Annotated in this window: 16 protein-coding genes; 8 read left to right on the forward strand and 8 right to left on the reverse strand. The window is 60.5% G+C overall.

Annotated elements, in window-relative coordinates; genetic code table 11:
* Window positions 1-2 precede the first annotated feature (2 nt).
* On the reverse strand, window positions 3-1,271 hold the full coding sequence (locus tag ACA052_RS10380) for an OmpP1/FadL family transporter (RefSeq protein WP_497649575.1): 1,269 nt from the start codon (window positions 1,269-1,271) through the stop codon (window positions 3-5).
* A gap of 68 nt (window positions 1,272-1,339) precedes the next feature.
* The gene (locus ACA052_RS10385; RefSeq protein WP_497649576.1) at window positions 1,340-2,953 is read right to left on the reverse strand and encodes an arylsulfatase; all 1,614 of its coding nucleotides are present in this window, start codon (window positions 2,951-2,953) and stop codon (window positions 1,340-1,342) included.
* 294 nt (window positions 2,954-3,247) lie between these two features.
* On the opposite strand from ACA052_RS10385, the gene ACA052_RS10390 reads away from it, so the two are divergent.
* Genes ACA052_RS10390 through ACA052_RS10400 form a run of 3 tightly spaced genes read left to right on the forward strand, consistent with a single transcriptional unit; the run spans window position 3,248 to window position 5,487 of the window.
* Window positions 3,248-4,066: a DUF2092 domain-containing protein gene (locus tag ACA052_RS10390; RefSeq protein ID WP_497649577.1), complete on the forward strand. Its 819-nt coding sequence runs from the start codon at window positions 3,248-3,250 to the stop codon at window positions 4,064-4,066.
* A 15-nt stretch (window positions 4,067-4,081) separates the two neighbouring features.
* Entirely contained in the window at window positions 4,082-4,885 is an 804-nt protein-coding gene (locus ACA052_RS10395; RefSeq protein ID WP_497649578.1) for a hypothetical protein, read from the forward strand.
* Between the two features lie 23 nt (window positions 4,886-4,908).
* Entirely contained in the window at window positions 4,909-5,487 is a 579-nt protein-coding gene (locus ACA052_RS10400) for a hypothetical protein (RefSeq protein ID WP_497649579.1), read from the forward strand.
* A 62-nt stretch (window positions 5,488-5,549) separates the two neighbouring features.
* Here the strand turns inward: ACA052_RS10400 and ACA052_RS10405 are convergent, their stop codons facing one another.
* Window positions 5,550-6,005 carry a glycine zipper 2TM domain-containing protein gene (locus tag ACA052_RS10405; RefSeq protein ID WP_497649580.1) on the reverse strand — a complete coding sequence of 152 codons (456 nt, stop codon included), beginning with the start codon at window positions 6,003-6,005 and terminating at the stop codon, window positions 5,550-5,552.
* A gap of 228 nt (window positions 6,006-6,233) precedes the next feature.
* On the opposite strand from ACA052_RS10405, the gene ACA052_RS10410 reads away from it, so the two are divergent.
* Entirely contained in the window at window positions 6,234-6,908 is a 675-nt protein-coding gene (locus tag ACA052_RS10410; RefSeq protein ID WP_497649581.1) for a DUF3313 domain-containing protein, read from the forward strand.
* Window positions 6,909-7,154: 246 nt separating this feature from the next.
* Here the strand turns inward: ACA052_RS10410 and ACA052_RS10415 are convergent, their stop codons facing one another.
* The 5 genes from ACA052_RS10415 to ACA052_RS10435 form a co-directional block, all read right to left on the reverse strand.
* Window positions 7,155-8,741: a class I adenylate-forming enzyme family protein gene (locus ACA052_RS10415; protein WP_497649582.1), complete on the reverse strand. Its 1,587-nt coding sequence runs from the start codon at window positions 8,739-8,741 to the stop codon at window positions 7,155-7,157.
* A 42-nt stretch (window positions 8,742-8,783) separates the two neighbouring features.
* Window positions 8,784-9,560: an SDR family NAD(P)-dependent oxidoreductase gene (locus tag ACA052_RS10420; RefSeq protein ID WP_497649583.1), complete on the reverse strand. Its 777-nt coding sequence runs from the start codon at window positions 9,558-9,560 to the stop codon at window positions 8,784-8,786.
* Window positions 9,561-9,632: 72 nt separating this feature from the next.
* The gene (locus ACA052_RS10425; RefSeq protein ID WP_497649584.1) at window positions 9,633-10,790 is read right to left on the reverse strand and encodes an acyl-CoA dehydrogenase family protein; all 1,158 of its coding nucleotides are present in this window, start codon (window positions 10,788-10,790) and stop codon (window positions 9,633-9,635) included.
* A gap of 11 nt (window positions 10,791-10,801) precedes the next feature.
* Window positions 10,802-12,049, reverse strand: a complete 1,248-nt coding sequence (locus ACA052_RS10430) for a thiolase family protein (RefSeq protein ID WP_497649585.1) — start codon at window positions 12,047-12,049, stop codon at window positions 10,802-10,804.
* 35 nt (window positions 12,050-12,084) lie between these two features.
* Window positions 12,085-12,870: an enoyl-CoA hydratase/isomerase family protein gene (locus tag ACA052_RS10435; RefSeq protein ID WP_497649586.1), complete on the reverse strand. Its 786-nt coding sequence runs from the start codon at window positions 12,868-12,870 to the stop codon at window positions 12,085-12,087.
* A 320-nt stretch (window positions 12,871-13,190) separates the two neighbouring features.
* On the opposite strand from ACA052_RS10435, the gene ACA052_RS10440 reads away from it, so the two are divergent.
* From ACA052_RS10440 to ACA052_RS10455, 4 genes are all read left to right on the forward strand, one after another.
* Window positions 13,191-15,242, forward strand: coding sequence for an alkyl/aryl-sulfatase (locus ACA052_RS10440; RefSeq protein WP_497649587.1), 2,052 nt, complete (start codon window positions 13,191-13,193; stop codon window positions 15,240-15,242).
* Between the two features lie 10 nt (window positions 15,243-15,252).
* Entirely contained in the window at window positions 15,253-16,722 is a 1,470-nt protein-coding gene (locus ACA052_RS10445; protein ID WP_497649588.1) for an aldehyde dehydrogenase family protein, read from the forward strand.
* A 150-nt stretch (window positions 16,723-16,872) separates the two neighbouring features.
* Entirely contained in the window at window positions 16,873-18,651 is a 1,779-nt protein-coding gene (locus ACA052_RS10450; RefSeq protein ID WP_497649589.1) for an arylsulfatase, read from the forward strand.
* Window positions 18,648-19,199 carry a DUF2889 domain-containing protein gene (locus ACA052_RS10455; protein ID WP_497649590.1) on the forward strand — a complete coding sequence of 184 codons (552 nt, stop codon included), beginning with the start codon at window positions 18,648-18,650 and terminating at the stop codon, window positions 19,197-19,199. The genes ACA052_RS10450 and ACA052_RS10455 overlap by 4 nt, the downstream gene beginning before the upstream one ends.
* The last annotated feature ends 126 nt before the right edge of the window (window positions 19,200-19,325 follow it).

Consider the following 19,325-nt stretch of genomic DNA (forward strand, 5'->3'; position numbering starts at 1 on the left):
AATCAGAAACGCCAGGTCATGTTTCCGGTCACGGCTTGAATCCAGGCGTTGTCGAATTGACCGGAAATTCGATTGCCCGACGTGGATTTGGTCTGGTCCACCGGCATGTCGCCGAGCCAGACCATGGCCCAACTGACGTTGACGTCGGTGTCTCTGTTCAGAGCATAGGTGACTCCCGTCGCAAGGCGCCAAGATTCGGCCATCGGTACGGTGACGGTGCGATCGCTGTCCGACACCGCACTGCTGTCGTAAGCCACACCGACGTTCCACAACAGCTCTTTGGTGGCCTGGTATTGCGCACCCAGCGCGAGTTGCCAGGTGTCCTTGTAGTTGGCGTCGATGGTGGTCGATTGGGCACCGGCTGCCGAGGTGTCGACCTGGACCCCAACCTCGCCGAACTCTGACCAGTCCTGCCAGTTGACCGAGGCGAGCAATGCCCACTGCGGGTCGAGTTGCTGGAACAGGCTCAGGGTGACGGTTTGCGGCACTGTCACGTCAAGTTGGGTGTTCAGGCCGTTCAACCGATCCAGCGCCGGACCATTGCCTTTGATGTCGAGCCCGTCTTCGAAGTCCAGATCGACCTTGCTGGTGTAGGTCAGGCCAATGCGCGTGCCGGTTTGCGGGGCGTAGATCACGCCCACGTTGGCTCCAAACCCCCAATCGGTGTCTTTGTACTTGAACTGGCCGTCGCTGCGGTCCGTGAGGCCCAGCGGTGAGCGGTCGATGGCGGTCTGGGCCTGGAGCATGCCGTACATGGCTTTGACGCCGACGCCCACCGACCATTGTTCGTTAAAGCGGTACGCCACGCTGGGCACCATCGACAAACCGAGCAGGCTGGAGTTTTGCGCGAAGTAGCGCCCCGACCAGTCGTTGTCGTAATTGACGGCCAGACCAAAGTCGCCGTACTGGCCGAAGCCGACGCTCCAATGGTCATCCAGTTCGTGGGTGATGAAAAAGCTACCGCCGGGAATCGGGTCAAGGGCGTTGCCACTGCCGCTACCGGAGACGTTGGTGCCGGCGTCGCGGTCGAATTTCAGGTTGCCGTAGAGCACCTGCAACCCACCGGTAATTTGCGTGCCAGGCAGGTAGCTCATGCCCGCAGGGTTGCTGGCGATGGTAGAAGGGCCTTGAGCTCGCGCGGCGGCACCGGCGTTGGCCAGGCCGGCGTTATCCGTGCCGATTTCGTAGAGCATGATGCCACCGGCGTACGCTTGCTGGCAGCACAAGGCAAGCAGGGTGAAGGCGGGCAGGGTGGATGTTTTTATCTGCATGGGACCCCCTCAGCAAATGTCCATCACGAATGCGGGTGGCCAGTGTCGGCCACCCTTCAGCTCGACGTTTACTTGCCCATGGCTGCCCGGGCCGCTTCGATCTTGGCCTTGACCGCTTCGAGGTTGAAGCTCGCGCCTTTTTGCATTGGCGGGTACTCAACGGCGGTCATTGCCAGTTTGCCTACCTGATCCTGAACAAACACGAAGCGCCAGAATTGGTACTTGAACCATTCGAAATAGGACAGGGAGCCATTAGCGGTCAGGTTTTCAGACCAGCCCATGCGTTCAAACGGGTCGAGCCGCAGGTTGGTCAGGACCGGCATGTCTGGTTGTTCCTTTGCCCCGAGCCAACCGCCAGGCTGATTGATGAAGCGGTACTTGAAGTCATCGATACGAATAGCGCCGAGGGTGCTTTCACCGAAGTAGAAGACTTCATGGCGATTCGATGGACCTTTGCCGGTGATCATCGGTGTCTGGTCATAGCCATCCAGGTGAACTTTATACGTGGTGTCGCCCAGTTGTTTGCCCTTGAGTAATTCCTGCGTAATGTTCGGGTTGCCCGCTGCAGCGACGAACGTCGGGAACCAGTCCATGCCGGACATGATGCCGTTGCCAATCGTATTAGCCGGAACCTTACCCGGCCAGCGAACAATCGCCGGAACCCGGAAGCCACCTTCCATCACTGTGCCTTTGCCCATGGCGAACGGAGTGGTACCGCCATCCGGCCAGGTGAAGTTTTCCGCGCCGTTGTCGGTGGTGAAGACCACGATGGTGTTGCCATCCATGCCTTCTTTTTTCAGCTTGGCCATGACTTCACCGACGATATCGTCAAGCTGCGCCATGCCGGCTTCCTGTTCCGACCAGCCGTTTTCCGAATTGCGCAGTTTTTCGTACTTGTCCGAAAGGTGGGTGACGATGTGCATGCGGGTCGGGTTGAGCCACAGGAAAAAAGGTTTGTTGTCCTGTTTGGCCTTGTCCACAAAGGCAAAGGCTTTGTCGCGGATCTCGTCATCGACGGTTTTCATCCGCTCTGGGTAGAGCGTGCCGGCGTCCTCGATCTTCTGTTTGCCGACCTTGCCCCAGCGCGGCATCTCGGTCGCGTCATCGGTGGTGGTCGCCCAGCTGTGCACCATGTTACGAGGGCCGAATTTCTCCAGCTGATCCTGCGGATAGTTGGGGTGGGCCGGGTCTTCCATGGCGTCGAGGTGGTAGAGGTAACCGAAGAATTCATCAAAGCCATGCACAGTCGGCAGGAACTGGTTCAGGTCACCCAAGTGGTTCTTGCCGAACTGGCCGGTGGCGTAACCCATGGATTTAAGTGCGGTGGCGATGGTGACCGCTTCAGCGGGAATACCAATTGGAGAGCCCGCCTGACCGACTGTTGTCATCCCGGTCCGGATCGGCAATTCACCGGTAATGAAGTTGGCACGTCCAGCGGTGCAACTGGCCTCAGCGTAATAGTCGGTAAAGCGCATGCCTTCATTAGCCAGTTGGTCAAGGTTTGGTGTTCGACCGGCCATCATGCCCTGGTTGTAGACACCTATATTCGACCAGCCAATGTCGTCGCCCATGATCACCACGATGTTCGGTGGCTTGTCGGCGGCCTGAGCCAGGCCGGGCAGAATCATTGCAGACAACAGTATGGGAAAAGCGAATAGCGAAGATAACTTTGTCCGGTTCATGTCGACATCCTAAGCGCTGGCGTGAGCATTCACAGACGCGCCCCCGCGCGTCCCTAAAATTGGATCCCCCGCGATCAGAGTAGGTATGAACGGTGAAATATCCAGTAATCAGAGTTCAAAAAAGCGCCGGGTCCGGTCCTGAAGCCGGTTTCTTTAGTGATTGAATGCCGAGTGACATAAAAACTGGCCTGGCTGCTCAAGCCTCCGCCAAACACACCGCAGATTATTTCCGTTGCGGCGCTACTTTCGTTGCTACGCTAAAAAACCTGACTCGGTCTCTGCGGAGAACAAGCAATGTCACATCGTCTACAGCGTGTCTGGTTGTTCTCTCTCGGTTTGGTTGTCTGCGTGTTTGCAGCGCCTTTGTATGCGGCCGAAAAACCCGCCGTTGATCCCCCAGCGAATCAGCTTGAGCCCAAGGCACTTGAGGTCTTGAAGGCCATGGGCGCCAGGTTGGCGGGCACTCAAGGCATGAGCTTCAAAGCCATCACCACGTATGAGAAGCCCAGCCGGTTGGGCCCGCCCCTGGCCTATAACACCGTGGCACTGGTCAATGTGCAGCGACCCAATCAACTGCGCGTATTGACCTCGGGCGATGGCCCGGCGACCGAGTTCTACTACGACGGCAAGCAGGCTTATGCCTTTGAGCCGAAGGAAAATCTGCTGGCGCAAGCCGAGGCACCTCCCACCATCGATGCAACCCTTGAGGCGGCTTACCTGCGAGCGGCGATCTATTTTCCCTTTACCGATGTCATCGTCGCCGATCCCTACAAGGATCTGCAGCGGGACATGCGCCTGGCTTTTTACATTGGTCAGTCGACGGTGGTCGGGGATACCACGACGGATGTGATTGCCTACGCCAATGACGTGGTATTCGTCCAGGCCTGGATCGGCGCGCAGGACAAGCTGCCGCGCATGCTGCGTGCGGTATTTCGTGATGATCCGACCCAATCCCGGCATCAGGTCGCGTTCACGGACTGGAAGCTTGAATCGGCGATGTCTGCGGACTTCTTCAAGCCCGAGCATATCGAGAATGCACACCGGATTCAGTTTGCTCCGCCACCCGACCTGCGCGCCCCGGAAGGGGTCAAGGAGCCGGTTGTGAAACCCTGATCGTGGAGACTGATCATGAACAGATCTACGTTGAAATTCGCCACGCTGGTCATCGCGCTGCTGACCTGCCAGCAAGCGGCCGCCTGGTCGCACGCTTCCAGCTTCGGGCATTCATCGGGAGGCGGCGGTTCCTGGAGTCATTCCGGTGATTACGGCTCGGCTTCGGGCGGCGGTGGCAGCTGGAGTGGCGAAAGCAATCGCGGCGGTTCGGCCTCCGGTGGCAGTGGCAGCTGGAGTGGGTCTGGTTATCGCGGCGGCTCGGCCTCGGGCGGTAGTGGCAGCTGGAACGCTCACGACGAGAATGGTGGCAACGCCTCCGGTGGCGAAGGTTCGTGGCATGGCACTGGCGCCGAAGGCGGCACGGCTTCCGGCGGCGAAGGGGCGTGGCACGCTCAAGGCGAGTATGGCGCCACCGCCAGCGGCTATCACGCGGACGGTTATGGCACCACGGCCTATCATCCAGCGACCTATGGCACCAGCTACTACCATCCGCCGACCGCTGTGTATGCCAGCAGCGGCTGTTACAACTGCGGTTATAACGACGGTGTGAATCCTGCTGCCGCCGCCGCTGTCGGTGTGGTGGCCGGCGCCGCCATCGCCACGGCGGCCAATCAGACCGCCAACAACAACGCCTATTACGCGGGTATGGCCGCCGCCGCACCGCCCACGATGCCGATGGGGGCAACCTTCGTCAGCCTCCCTTCCGGCTGCGGGATGAGGACCGTTTCAGGCGGTACTTATTACCAATGCGGCAACTCGTGGGTGCGACCTGCCTATGGTGCCAACGGCGTGTTCTACACCGTGATACCGATGCCGTAATCCACCCAGCAAGGGGTCAACCCATGAAATTGAACGCACTGTATCAAGCCGTTGCACTGAGTGTGTTATTGGCAGCCACCAGCCTCAGCGCCGTTGCTGCGGATATCCCGCTGGCGGCACAAGTAGAGGCCGATCAGGTGGTGACAAAAGTCCTGGCGGTCGATGCCGCCAAGCACCAGGTCGTCGTGGAAGGGTTCGGAGGCCGTCAGGTCCATGTCCAACTCACCGATCGCGCCAAGGACCTCGGTCACCTGAAAGTGGGAGATCAGGTCAACGTCGAAGTCATTCATGCGGTGGCGGCCTACCTTGATACTGACGTCGACAAAGGCCTGCCGGAAAACAGCGAAACCATCGGCGATGTGCGTGCCACAAAAAACGACCCGAACCCCGAAGGCGAGGCCTACCGTCAGGTGCGTTTGCAGTTGAAAATCACCGACATCGACCTGGAGGACAACCAGCTGACCTTCGAAAACCCGGCCGGTGGGTCTAAAGTCATTGACGTGGTCAGGCCTGAAATCCAGGCGAAGTTGAAAGATTTGAAAGTCGGCCAGAGCATCCGGATGACCTACACCGATATCCTCAAGATTACCAGTCAGCACTGAGCATCATGAACCGGCACTCCGGGAAGGCATGAGCGGCACCTCGCGTGCCGCTCGGTAGCGCCCTAGCTCTGCGGCACAACCCGGGCGTCGTTACCAGTGCCCTCGATGTAGACGTGCATGCCTTTGGTCAATGCAGGGTTGATCGGCTGGGTAATCGACACCAGCACACCACTCCTCACTCGCACAATGATCTGCTGCGCTTCCTGGGGCTGGTCATATTTTTTCTTTTCTGCGTAATTACCACCGGCGGCGCCGGCGAGGGCGCCAGCAACCATGGCCACATCGCGACCGGTGCCGCGTCCGATCAGGCTGCCGATCCCGACGCCGGCCAGCCCACCAAGGACGGCGCCAACCCCGCTGTCGTGGTTGGTCTGCATCTGCGTGAGCACGATCTGTTCGATCTGACCCGAGCGAATCTCCGTCTCACCGGCGCCTCCGCTGCTGGCACCTACGGCGGCGCAAGCGGTGAGTACCAGACTGGTCAGTGTGATCATTAGCCGGGAAGCAGTGATATTCATTGCCGAACTCCATCATCCAGAGGATGGGTAGATTCAAAACGCATCACATAGCGTGAGAAAAAAAGCCTAGCACAGGGTTTGCCGGATGCTGGCCCAGGCCTGAAAAATTGAGTGCCGGTTGTTTTCACAACGGCATGGACATTCCACCGGACTCAACAATACTCAAACTCCGTGCGGCCTATTCTCGTGCCTTTGCACAGCCGTTTTTACGCTCAGGAGACCAGATCCATGAACACCCACCGTCAATGGTTGCCCAGTGTCGTACTGGCTGGCCTGCTGCTTACCGGCTGCACCTCCTCGGTGACGCAAAAGCAGCAGTACTCGGGCTTTCTACCCAGCTACGACGGCTTGCAGGAATTGAAGTCGCCCAGTGGCGCGCAAGTGTTGCGCTGGGTCGCTCCGGGCTTCGCGCCTGATGCCTATTCGACGGTGGTGTTCAGCGGCTTGCAGTTCTATCCCGCGCCCCAACCCAACGAGCGGGTGAATATGCAGACACTGCAAGAGTTGCAGGCCTACACCAGCGCCAATGTGAAAAGCACCCTTGAAGAAAAATACCGCGTCGTGCCGGCCATGAAGGATGTGCAGGCGGGGAAACGGACATTGATTTTGCGCGCGGCGATTACCGGGGTAACGGCGGCCAGCGAGGGTATGCGCTGGTATGAAATCGTGCCGGTGGCGGCGGTGGTCGGGGCGACCGAAGCGGCGACCGGGCATCGCGATCAGAACACCGAGTTGTTTATCGAGGCCGAGTTTACCGACGCCGCTTCCGGGTTGCCGGTGCTCAAGGTGGTGCGCAAGGTCTTTGGCGAAACGTTGAAAAACGCCAGCCAACCGATCACCGCCGAAGATTTCAAAGCGGCGATCAGGGGCATGACCAGCGATATGCGTACGCTGATGATGTAAAGACTGCGCCACACTGCCCATGGACTGCGCAATACCGACCCCTGTAGGAGCTGGCGCAGCCTGCGATCTCTTGACCTTGCTTCACCAGCAATCCCAAGACCGCCAAAAGATCGCAGGCTGCGCCAGCTCCTACATCGACCGCGTTCATAACGACCCATCAGGCAAACCGACCACCGTGTTCACATCGACCGATCAGGTGATCCGACCGCGTTCACATCGACCGATCAGGTGCGCCGACTGGGCACTTCAACTGATCTTGCGCAAAGTGCCTTGCCAATACTTTTCCCGCACCTGGCGACGCAGGACCTTGCCGACCACGGACGTCGGCAACTCATCGACAAACACCAGCGACTTCGGCGCCTTGTAGCCCCCCAACCGCGCGCGGGTCTGGGCGATCAATTCCTCTGCGGTCACCGTTTGCCCCTGGCGCAGGATCACTTCAGCGTGCACCGCTTCACCCCACTCAGGATGCGGAATGCCCACCACCGCCGCCATCAACACCGACGGGTGCGCCGCCAGCGCGGCCTCGACTTCCACCGCATACACGTTGAAGCCGCCGCTGATGATCATGTCCTTGAGCCGGTCAACGATGTACAGGTAGCCGTCGGCATTGATGTAGCCCAGGTCACCGGACTTCCACGCACCGTCGTCGAACTCCGCAGCAGTGGCTTCAGGGTTCTCGTAGTAACCCTTGATGATCGCTTTGCAGCGAATGCGGATTTCGCCGGTTTCGCCCACCGGCAGTGGATGACCGTCCGGGTCGACGATAAACACTTCCACACCCGGCGTCGGGCGGCCGGCCGAGGACAGGTGCTGCAAGGCAGCGGCATCACCGGGTTGGTGCGCAGCCTTGTCCAGGGCCGCGATCATCATCGGTGACTCGGTGGCGGCGTAGCCCTGGACAAAAATTTGCCCGAAACACGCCACCAGTTCCCCGAGTTTGTCCGGGCTCATCGGCGCGGCGCCGTAGATCAGCGTGCTCAGGGACGAGAAGTCTTTCGGATCGGCGCGCTGCAACTCCAGCAAGCGGTAAAGCACGGTCGGCACCAGGAACGAGTGGGTGACGCGCTCGCTTTCCACAACCTGCCGCCAGTTTTCCATGTCCAGCTGGTTCAGGGTGATGTTGGTACCACCGCCGTACACCGTGGGGAAGAACAGCATGATGGTGCCGTGGGACAACGGCGAAACGTGCAGCAACCGGGTGGCACTGGACAAGCCCAGGTCGGTGTTGATGAACGCCGCATCGCGGCAGGCCATCCAGTTGTCGATGGAGTACATCGCGCACTTGCCCTTGCCGGTGGTGCCACCGGTGAAGCGCAGCATGCAGATGTGCTCGTCGGTATCGAGCGTCACGTCGTTGTCCAGATCGGACGCGGCTTCCACCAGTGGCCAGAAACTGTGCACGCCGGACAGGGTGGCTTGCTCGGCCGTGGGCGGGTCCATCACCACGATCTCGCAACCACGGCTGCGCAGCATGCCGTAGTAGCTGTCGAGCAAGCGGGTTTCGAGGAACACCACTCGCGGCTGGACCAGGTCGATCTGCCGCGCATGTTCATCGAGCGGATCGCGCAGGTTGGTCATGACCACCGTGCCTTCCTGCTTGAACGTGCTGGGAAACATCATCAGGCTGAGGTTGTCGTTTTCCAGGATCAGCATGAAGCGTTCGCCGGTTTTCACCTGCAACATGGAGCGCAGGACATCGGCGATGCGGTTGGTCAGCAGGTGGTATTGCTCATAGGTGAAACGCCGATTGCGCTCGACGTTGACGATGGCTTCCTGGTCGCGATGACGCAGCGCCAGCAAGCGCATGATTCGGCTGAAGTTCATTTTCATGGTGTGGTGGCCCTGTATGACTGGCTCAAGAGACCGAGACGTTTACCGGGCACGCATGCGCGACGCGGCGTCGAGGCGGATGGTTTCGCCGTTGATGTAGGCGTTTTCGATCAGGAAGGCGCAGCAATGGGCGAACTCGCGCATGTCGCCGAGGCGCTTGGGTGCTTCCATCTGCTCCTTGAGCGAATTCAGGACCTTCTCGTCCAGACCGGCGACCATGGTGGTCAGGAACAGGCCCGGTGCGATGGCGTTGACGCGCACGCCAATCGCGCCAAGTTCGCGAGCGGCGGGCATGTTCATGCCAATCACCCCGGCCTTGGTCGCGGCGTAGGCGCACTGGCCGACCTGGCCTTCATAGGCAGCGCCGGACGACACGTTGATCACCACACCGCGCTCTTCGCCGGCTTCAGCTTCGTTGTTGGCCATGTGCTCGGCGCACTTGGACATGACGTTGAACACGCCATTGAGGTTGATCGCGGTGGCCAAGGCGAATTTCGCCAACGGCGCAGCCTTGCCTTCCTTGCCCAACACTTTGAAACCGTTAGGCACGGCGGCACCGTTGATGCACACGTGGATCGCACCGAATCGGGCCATGACCGCGTTTACCGCGTTCTGTACCGAGGCTTCGTCGCTGACGTCGGTCTGCACGAACATCGCCCGCTCTTCGCCAATCTCGGCCACGGCTTTTTCGCCGGCTTCGATGTTCAGGTCGAAAATCGCCACGTAGGCGGCTTTCTCTTCGACCAGATAATGAGCGGTCGCCAGGCCCAGGCCCGAAGCGCCACCGGTGATGACGATGACTTTGTCTTGAATACGCATGGGTGTGTCCTTGTTCGCTGCCCGGCCCAAAGGGGCCGGGTTGTTATTGTTAGGTGTCGAACGGGCGGCTGATCAGAACGCGTTGACCCCGGTCAGGGCGCGGCCAATGATCAGTTGCTGGATTTGCGTGGTGCCTTCCGGAATCGGCACGATGATCGCTTCACGGGCGAGTTTCTCGACCAGGAAGTCGGTGGTCACACCGGCGCCGCCGTGAATCTGCACTGCCTGGCGGGCGATGGTCACCGCGGCTTCACAGGCAAAGTACTTGGCCATGGCCGCTTCCATTTCTGCCGGAATGCCGGCGCCGATCATCTCGGCGGCGCGGTAGGTCAGCAGGCGCGCGGCATCGACGTTGGTGGCCATTTCCGCGAGCATTGCGGAGATCAACTGGTGGCCAGCAATCACCTTGCCGTGCTGCTTGCGTTCTTTGGCGTAACGCACTGCTTCTTCCAGGGCGCGGCGACCGATGCCCAGGCCCTGAGCGGCGACGAACACTCGCGAGCGCTCGAAGAACGACAGGGTGTTTTTCAGTGCCTGGCCTTCGCCGCCGATGATGTTGCTGGCCGGAACGCGCACGTCATTGAGGAAGATCTGCGCGGTGGACTGGCTGTTCCAGGCCATCTTGTGGATGTTCTGTACTTCGTACGGGTGCTCTTTGCGGTCCAGCAGGAAGTGCGTCAGGCCTTTGCGCGGGTCTTCGCCGGTGCGGCAGGTGCAGATCAGGAAGTCTGAGTACGAGCCGTTGCTGATCCAGGTTTTCTCGCCGGTGATGATGTAGTCGTCACCGTCGCGGCGGGCGCGGGTCTTGATTTCCAGCACGTTGGAGCCGACGTCCGGTTCCGAGATCCCGACGCTGACAAACGAATCGCCGCTGATCAGGCCCGGCAGGTAACGCTCGCGCAGATGCTCTGGCGCAAGCTTCTCCAGCATCTGTGCGCCGAAGGAGTTGATGACCACTGGCGTCGACAGGTCCACCGAACAGGCGGCCACTTCTTCGAACAACATGGTCATGGTCGGCCAGTCCAGGCCCAGACCACCGTTGGCTTCGCTGACCGCGCCGCTGACCATGCCGAACTCGGAGAGCTGGCGCATCATCTCGGCCATTTTCTCTTTAGGCACGAACTTGTCGCGGTATTCCTTGTTGAACACCGGGTCGATCTTGTCGGCCAGGAAACGACGGAAACTCTCGACCGCTTCGAGTTGTTCCGGGGTGCGCATGACGTGTCCCATGAGGGGTCTCCTTAGATATTTTTGTTGGCGAGAAGGGTGACGGCGACCACGGCTTCTTCGATGCCGAACAGGCCACCACCGTTTTCCTGAATGGCAATGCGAGCGCCTTCGACCTGGCGCTTGCCGGCTTCACCGCGCAGTTGCGTGACCAGTTCGTGGATTTGCCCCAGACCGGTGGCGCCGATCGGGTGGCCCTTGGATTCGAGGCCGCCGGACGGGTTGATCGGCATGCGGCCGCCGACGGTGAAGTCACCGCGCTCGGCGGCCGGGCCGCCTTCGCCGAACGGCACCAGCATCAGCGATTCGGCGTTGAGGATTTCACCGATGGCCGAGGCGTCATGGACTTCCGCGACGTTGACGTCGGATGGATTGACACCGGCCTGGGCGTAGGCTTTTTGCGCGGCGAGGTGCGCGACGATTTTTTCCGGCTCATCCAGGCCACGGTTAGTACCGGTTTGCACCACGCTGGCCAGCACGCGAACGGCGCGGTCGCCGGCGTTTTTCAAGCGCTTCAAGCCTTCGGCGGTGCACAGCACCACGGCCGCGGCGCCGTCGCTGATCGGCGAGCACATGAGGGTGGTCAACGGGTAGCAGATCGGTGGCGAGGCCAGCACTTCGTCGATGCTGAAAGGCTGTTGGAACTGCGACAGCGGGTTGTGCACCGAGTGTTGGTGGTTCTTCGCCGCGACCGCTGCGATCTGCCGCTGAGTGGTGCCGTAACGCAGCATGTGGTTGCGGGCGATGGCGGCATAGACGTCCATGAACACGCTGTACGGACGCTCGGAAACGGTACCCGGCGGCGGCACGACGCCTTCGCCCATGGCCAGCAAGGTGTGTTTGTTCTGCTCGACCGTGGACACGTCCCAGCCACCATCGAACACGGCGAACATCTTCGCTTTGTCGGGGATATTCATCTTCTCGGCGCCGACGGCGAGGGCGATGTCGCACTGACCGGCACGCAGCGCCAGCGTAGCCAGGTTAAACGCCGAAGAGCCGGAGGCGCAGGCGTTTTCCACGGAGAATACCGGTACGCCTTCGATGCCGATGCGGCGCATGGCGATCGGGCCCGGAATACCGGTCTGGCCCTGCAGCATGCCATTGGTCATGGTGCTGTAATACACCGAACCGACGTCGGCGGTGGTCGCGCCGGCGTCCTTCAACGCCAGGCCGACGGCTTCGTCGACCATGTCGTAGACGCTGCGCTCCAGCAAGCGTCCAAACGGTGTCATGCCAACGCCAACTACGTAGATATCGTTCATTGTCTGTTCCTGCTGATGTCTTTGGGCGGGGCGGCCTAGCGGCCCTTGAAGTTCGGTGCGCGCTTTTCGCCAAAGGCCTGCAAGCCTTCCTGGAAATCCGCAGTGCGCAGGTGTTGGCGCAACATCACTTGCTCGTGCTGCAAGGCGTCGTCGCGGGATTTGTCGGAGGAGGCGCGGGCCACTTCTTTCATGCGGCGCAGGGCAATCGGGCTCTTTTTGGCGATTTGGCTGGCCAGTGCCAGGGCCGCGTCGGCCAGCTCGTCGTCCGCGTGGACTTCACACACCAGGCCGTAACCTTTCATTTCGGTGGCCGAGAGGGATTTGCCGGTCATCAGCAGGTACATCGCCATGTTCAACGGGATCAGGCGTGGCAGGACTGCCGCACCGCCAGCGCCGGGGTAGACGCCGAAGTTGGCGTGGGCATCGGCGAGGGTGGCGCTTTGCGCGGCGACCACGATGTCGGCACACATCGCCAGTTCCAGGCCTCCGGCCATGGTCACGCCGTTGAGGGCGGCGATCACCGGTTTAGGGAAATTACGCAGTTGACCGAAGACTTGATTGGCGCGGTCGAGGAAATCCGCTTCGCCCGCAGGCAGGCTGGAGCCAGCCAGGACCTCTTTCAGGTCGGCGCCGGCGCAGAAGGCCGGGCCATTGCCGGTGAGGATCACCACCCGCAATTCGTCATTGCTCGCGATGTCGTCGAGGCTGCGTTCGAGTTCGGCGAGGGTCGCCAGGTTCAGCGCGTTCATGGCCCGAGGCCGGTTGAGCGTCAGGCGCGCCACCGGGCCGACGATTTCAAACAGCAAGACATCTTCACTCATGACAACTCCCGTTTATTGTTAGCGCTCTGATGGCGTCGTTGATGAGGCCGATAGTAGGAATGCGCGGGGGAGCGTCGCAGGTCATTGCAACGAAAGCGGTGGTCCCTGTAGGAGCTGCCGAAGGCTGCGATCTTTTGATCTTGGTCTTGATCTTTAACATCAAAAGATCGCAGCCTGCGGCAGCTCCTACAGGGGATGTGCGAGCAAGCGGGTGTGCGCCTGTGAAGACTGATGAATTGATCGAGAAGACCGGCAAGTCACGGGTGCTTGCTTGCACCATCGCAATGGAACTCAAATAACAATCAGAGAGAGACCGTGCGATGAAAAAAATCCGCGTAGTGCTGACGGTGTCAGTGTTAGCCGCCAGCATTGTCGGGGCGATCCAGTGGTCGCGAGGTCAAACTGGCGTCCCTGGACAATCGGTCGAAAACAGCGCGGGGCAGGGTGGCCAGAAAGCGGCGACGGCGACGACCATTGCGGTCAACGCGGCCACGGCGCACGCCATGCCGGCGGTGGACCCCGATGTCGAAGCCGACATCCAGCGAGGTTTTATCGCCAGCATCCCTGACGCCGAAACCACGGCGGCCGATGGTCATCTGGTGTACAGCCTCAAGGGCTACGAATTTCTCGGCAGCGCCGATGCACCGGCAACGGTCAATCCAAGCCTGTGGCAGCAAGCCCGCAAAAGCATGGCCAACGGGCTGTTCAAGGTCACCGACGGTTTCTATCAGGTGCGCGGTCTTGACCTGACCAACATGACCATCATCGAAGGCAAGACCGGCCTGATCATTGTCGACTGCAACCTGGCCACTGAGGTGGCGCACGCCTCACTTGAGCTGTATTACCAGCATCGACCGAGAAAACCGGTGGTGGCGGTGCTTTACAACCACAGCCACGTCGATCACTTCGCGGGTATCCGTGGCATCGTCGATGAAGCGGACGTCAAGGCGGGCAAGGTGCAGATCATCGCCCCGGCCGGCTTCATGGAAACGGCAGTGGCCGAGAACGTGATGGCCGGTAACGCCATGAGCCGACGCGCCGAGTATCAGTTCGGCACGACCTTGCCTCGCAGTGCCCAGGGGCAGCTCGACCTCGGTGGCGCCAAGGCATTGTCCAACGGCACCATCACCATGATCCCGCCGACCATCGAGCTCAATCAGCCGGTACAAACGCTGACCATCGATGGCGTCGAGATCGTCAACATGCTCGCTCCCGGCACCGAGGCGCCTGCCGAGTTCATCCACTACTTCCCGCAGTTCAAGGTGCTGGATACCGGCGAGCTGGCGCTGCCCACCCAGCACCAGCTGCTGACGTTGCGCGGGGCGACCATCCGCGATGGCCTGGCCTGGTCGAAGTACCTCAACGAGGCGCTGCATCAGTTCGCTCCAGGTTCCGACATCCTGGTGGGGCAGCACGGCTGGCCGGTGTTCGGGCATGAGCGCGTGGTCAACTATTTGTCCAAGCAACGCGACATGTACAAGTGGCTGCACGACCAGTCATTGCGCCTGATCAACAAGGGCTACAAGCCGGTCGAGATTGCCGAATACATGCGTGACCACGTGCCGGCAAGCCTGGCCAGCGAAACCTTCACCCATGGTTTCTACGGTTCGGTGCAGCGCAATTCGAAGGCTGTTTATCAGCAATACATGGGTTGGTACGACGCCAATCCGGCCAATATGGATGCGTTGTCCGACGGTGATTACGGCAAGAAATTTGTTGAGTATGGCGGCGGTGCCGATGCGGTTCTGGCCCATGCACGCACTGATTTTGCCAACGGCCAGTACCGTTGGGTAGCGCAAGCCATGAGCCATTTGGTGTATGCAGAACCAAACAACAGCGCGGCGCGCGAGTTGGCGGCCGATGCCCTGGAGCAGTTGGGTTACCAGGCTGAGTCAGCCGTCGAGCGCAACAGCTACCTGGCGGCGGCCATGGAACATCGCAGTGGCGGCAAGAAAATCGCCTCACCCCTGCGCACCGCCAGCCCCGACATGCTGCGGGCACTGACCATCGACAATATTTTCGATTACCTGGGCGTGCGCCTGAAGGCACCGGATGTCGAGGGCAAGCACATTGTCCTCAACTGGAATTTCACCGACATCGGCACCTCGGGCAGGCGCTACATGCTCAACCTGGAGAACTCGGCGTTAACCTATGTCGCCGATTACAACGCCGACAAGGCCGACGCTACGCTGACCCTGACACGCGAGACGCTCAACGCCATTCTGGCGGAGAAAGTGTCGCCGATCGAGGCGGTGTTCAAAGGTGACCTGAAAATCGATGGTAGCAAAATGGCCGTCTATGACGTGCTTGGTTCGCTGGACAAATTCTCTCCGGACTTTGAGCTGGTCGGGCCCAATGCACCTGCGAAATAGGATGACGACCATGCACTCGTCGCTACACGAATCGAACGTGAATCACGCTGTGCAGGCGGATGCGCTGTCGGCCCCCGAGCGGGTCGCGGCGGTTCTCGCCAGTCAGCAGGCCGCCTCTTTAGCCGAGGGGCCGCCTTCGGCTGAGTTGCGCATCGAGCGGATCAACCGGGTCATCAACCTGCTGCTGAACAATCAGCAGCCGCTATGTGAGGCATTGTCCCGTGACTTTACCTGGCGCAGTCATGACCAGTCGCTGATGGCGGATGTCCTGCTGCCGATCCAGGGGCTCAAATATGCCCGTGACCATGTGCGCCGCTGGATGCGCCCGGAGCGTCGACGGGCCGAGTTGGGCAGTGGCTGGCTGGGTGCCAGGGCGGCCATTCATTACCAGCCGCTGGGCACCATCGGCATCATTTCGCCGTGGAATTTTCCGATTGCCATTGCGTTGGGGCCGCTGGCCGAAGCACTGGCAGCGGGTAACCGCGCGATCATTTTGTTCTCCGATCAGTCACCGGCAACGGCAGGCCTGCTGATCAAGTTGCTGGCCGAACAGTTCGCAGAAAACGAGGTGGCGGCCTTTATGGGCGGCGCTGAACTGGGGGCGGCATTCTCCGCGATGCCGCTGGATCACCTGGTGTTTACCGGCAGCCCGCGGGTCGGGCGGCTGGTGATGCGCGCGGCGGCACAGCACCTGACGCCGCTCACCCTTGAGCTGGGTGGTAAATCGCCGACCATCATCGGTCGCGGCGCCGACCTGGAAAACGCCGCCCGGCGCATCTGGGGCGGGAAGGGTGTCAGCAGCGGGCAAGCCTGTATCGCTCCGGATTACGTGTTGGTGCACGAAGACGATCTTGAGCGGTTATTGACATCCATGCAGGTGGAACTGCGGCGGTTGTTCCCAACGCTGCTGAACAACCCGGACTACACGGCGATGGCGACGCCCGGGCAATACCAGCGGATGCAAGCTTGCCTGCAAGACGCCCGTGAACACTGTGTCCGGATGGTTGAGGTCAACCCGGCCAACGAGGATTTGAGCGCTTCGCGCAAGATCGCACCGACGCTGCTGGTTGATCCGTCGGACGCGACGCTGGTCATGCAGGAAGAAGTGTTCGGCCCGCTGCTGCCGATTCGCGGTTATCGCCATATCAATGAAGCGCTCGACTACATCAATGCGCGTCCGCGGCCGCTGGCGCTGTATTACTTCGGTGATGACCGTGCCGAGGCCAGGCATGTGCTGGAACGCACCCATTCGGGCGGTGCCTGTGTCAACGAAGTGATGCAGCACCTGTTCCAGAACGATCTGCCCTTTGGCGGCTGCGGTCATTCCGGTTTTGGTCGTTACCGCGGCGGGTATGGATTCAAGGCGTTCAGCCTCGAACGCTCGGTGTTCATGCCGCCGCGATGGGACGTCATGGGTGTGTTGCGGCCGCCTTACGGCAGGTTGTTTCGGCGAGTGATTCGGGCGCTGTTGAAGCCCTGAACCTGGAAAATCAAAAGATCGCAGCCTGCGGCAGCTCCTACAGGGGGTGTGTATGCCGCGATTTTTTGTCTGTACTCGATCAATGTAGGAGCTGCCGCAGGCTGCGATCTTTTGATCTTGCTCCCCACCACCACGCACAGGAAACCATGAATGACCCCGCTAAAACCGCTCGTTCTGGCAATCTGTTGCCTGGCGTTCGCCACTCAAAGCCATGCCGCGCCCAAACGCCCGAACATCGTGGTCCTGGTAGCCGACGATTGGGGCTTCAGCGACGTCGGCTCCTTCGGCAGCGAAATCGCCACGCCGAACATCGACACCCTGGCCCGTGAAGGCGTGCGTTTCTCGGACTTCCACGTCACAGCCTCATGCTCGCCGACCCGTTCAATGCTGCTGACCGGCGTCGACAACCACCGCAACGGCGTGGGTAACATGCCGGAAACCATGCCCGACGAGCATCTGGGCAAACCCGGTTACAGCGGTGTGCTCAACGACAATGCGATCACCGTCGCCAGCCTGCTCAGGGACGGCGGTTATCACACCTACATCACCGGCAAATGGCATCTGGGCAAAACCCCTGACACCTTGCCCAACAACCGTGGGTTCGATCGTTCGTTTATCCAGGCCGACAGCGGTTCGGACAATTGGGAGGAGCGGCCGTACGCGCCGCTGTACGACAAGGCCGCCTGGTTTGAAAACGGTCAGCCAGCCCACCTGCCAAAAGACTATTACTCATCGACTTTTATCGTCGACAAGGCCATGGATTACATCAGCGCCGACCGGCAGGATGGCAAACCGTTTTTCGCCTATCTGGGCTTTCAGGCCAATCACGTTCCCGTCCAGGCGCCCAAGGACGTCATCGACAAATACCGCGGTCGCTATGACGAAGGCTGGACCGCATTGCGCAAGGCTCGTCGCGACCGGGCCATTGAACTGGGGCTGATTCCCGCCGGCATCGGGATGCAGACAATGGCCAGTACCGCGGACTGGAATGCACTGGATGAGCAACAAAAACGCTATGAAGCACGGCGCATGGAGGTCTATGCCGGCATGGGCGAAACCATGGACCAGGAAATCGGTCGCCTGATCGCTCATCTCAAGGCCACGGGTGAGTACGACAACACGGTGTTTGTATTTTTGTCCGATAACGGCAGTGAGCCCACCGATCCTTACGCGATCCCGGCGATCCGCTTATGGCTGGAAATGAATTACACCCGCCAGCTCGACCGCTTGGGCAGCAAGGGTGCTTTCACCAGCATCGGCCCGAGCTGGGCCAGCGCCGCTGCGTCTCCGTTGAGTGGCTACAAGTTCTTTGCGGGCGAGGGCGGTTTGCGCACCCCGTTGATCGTTTCAGGTGTACCTGGCATTCAAGCCAATCACATTGCCAAAACCTTCACCCACGTCACCGATATTGTCCCGACGTTGCTGGACGTGGCCGGTGTACCCGCGCATAACGGCGAGTATCAGGGGCGCACAGTGGAGCCTATGATCGGCAGCAGCCTGGTGCCGGTGTTGCAAGGCAACGTCGAACGTGTGCATCCCGAGGATCAGGCCATCGGTTATGAACTCTCCGGCAGCGCGGCGCTGTTCAAGGGCGATTACAAACTGGTCAAGAGCCTCAAGCCGGTCGGCAACGAACAATGGCACCTCTACAACATCGCGACCGATCCGGGTGAGGTGGTCGACTTGCAGCAACAGATGCCGGAGCGTTTCCAGAGCATGCAGGCCGACTACGCCGAGTACGCCCGCGCCAATGGTGTGCTGCCGATGCCCGTCGGTTATGACTACATGCACCAAGGGCAGATGTATGCCTTGAAGCATGTGGTGATGCCAAAACTCAAGGCAGCGGCGCCGCCGGTCCTGGCGATCTGTGTTGTATTGGTGGGCGTGGTGGTGTGGCGCCGTCGTAGCAAGAAGGTAACGAAATCATGATCGATGAAGTGGACGAATGGGGCCGACGCCTGATTCACCGGCGCAAGGTCGAGTGCCAGGGCTTTTTGCGGGCCGATGGGTTGTGGGATATCGAAGGCCGCTTGAGTGACAGCAAGACCCATCCAGTGACGCTCGCTGAAGGGCGCACGGTGGAAGCGGGGCAGATCTATCACGGCATGTTTATTCGACTGACGCTGGACGATGAGTTTGTCGTGCAAGAGGTGCAGGTGGGCATGCCCGATGTGCCCACCAGCGAATGTCGCGGTGCGGCATCGGCTTATCAAAAGCTGCTCGGCGAGCGGATCGGCCCGGGGTTTTCGCGACGGATCAAAGAGTTGTTTGGCGGGATCGGCGGCTGCGTGCATTTGACCGAGCTGCTGCTGCCGCTCGCGACCACTGCCTTTCAAACCATTCCCATGGCGCGGGCGATGGTTGCACCGCGCACGGCACAGGATGCCGAGGCGTATCGCAACGCCACGGGCAAGCTCCTGAACACGTGTTACGCCTTGCGCGAAAACAGCCCCGTGGCCGTCTTCCTGAAAAAATAACATCTGAAACCTGTAGCAGCTGGCGCAGCCTGCGTTTGGCTGCGCAGCAGTCGCGAATCAGGCAATGCGGTGTTACAGGAAGACCGCGTGTTCAGATCTCACGACTGCTGCGCAGCCGAACGCAGG

This window comes from Pseudomonas sp. LBUM1644 (genome assembly GCF_059716195.1).

Bases quoted from the DNA above. Each gene is read 5' to 3' on its own strand.
- ACA052_RS10395 (WP_497649578.1), top strand. From the start codon at position 4,082: ATGAACAGATCTACGTTGAAATTCGCCACGCTGGTCATCGCGCTGCTG.
- ACA052_RS10455 (WP_497649590.1), top strand. From the start codon at position 18,648: ATGATCGATGAAGTGGACGAATGGGGCCGACGCCTGATTCACCGGCGC.
- ACA052_RS10400 (WP_497649579.1), top strand. From the start codon at position 4,909: ATGAAATTGAACGCACTGTATCAAGCCGTTGCACTGAGTGTGTTATTG.
- ACA052_RS10385 (WP_497649576.1), bottom strand. From the start codon at position 2,953: ATGAACCGGACAAAGTTATCTTCGCTATTCGCTTTTCCCATACTGTTG.
- ACA052_RS10390 (WP_497649577.1), top strand. From the start codon at position 3,248: ATGTCACATCGTCTACAGCGTGTCTGGTTGTTCTCTCTCGGTTTGGTT.
- ACA052_RS10420 (WP_497649583.1), bottom strand. From the start codon at position 9,560: ATGCGTATTCAAGACAAAGTCATCGTCATCACCGGTGGCGCTTCGGGC.
- ACA052_RS10450 (WP_497649589.1), top strand. From the start codon at position 16,873: ATGACCCCGCTAAAACCGCTCGTTCTGGCAATCTGTTGCCTGGCGTTC.
- ACA052_RS10415 (WP_497649582.1), bottom strand. From the start codon at position 8,741: ATGAAAATGAACTTCAGCCGAATCATGCGCTTGCTGGCGCTGCGTCAT.
- ACA052_RS10440 (WP_497649587.1), top strand. From the start codon at position 13,191: ATGAAAAAAATCCGCGTAGTGCTGACGGTGTCAGTGTTAGCCGCCAGC.
- ACA052_RS10405 (WP_497649580.1), bottom strand. From the start codon at position 6,005: ATGAATATCACTGCTTCCCGGCTAATGATCACACTGACCAGTCTGGTA.
- ACA052_RS10410 (WP_497649581.1), top strand. From the start codon at position 6,234: ATGAACACCCACCGTCAATGGTTGCCCAGTGTCGTACTGGCTGGCCTG.
- ACA052_RS10380 (WP_497649575.1), bottom strand. From the start codon at position 1,271: ATGCAGATAAAAACATCCACCCTGCCCGCCTTCACCCTGCTTGCCTTG.
- ACA052_RS10445 (WP_497649588.1), top strand. From the start codon at position 15,253: ATGCACTCGTCGCTACACGAATCGAACGTGAATCACGCTGTGCAGGCG.
- ACA052_RS10430 (WP_497649585.1), bottom strand. From the start codon at position 12,049: ATGAACGATATCTACGTAGTTGGCGTTGGCATGACACCGTTTGGACGC.
- ACA052_RS10425 (WP_497649584.1), bottom strand. From the start codon at position 10,790: ATGGGACACGTCATGCGCACCCCGGAACAACTCGAAGCGGTCGAGAGT.
- ACA052_RS10435 (WP_497649586.1), bottom strand. From the start codon at position 12,870: ATGAGTGAAGATGTCTTGCTGTTTGAAATCGTCGGCCCGGTGGCGCGC.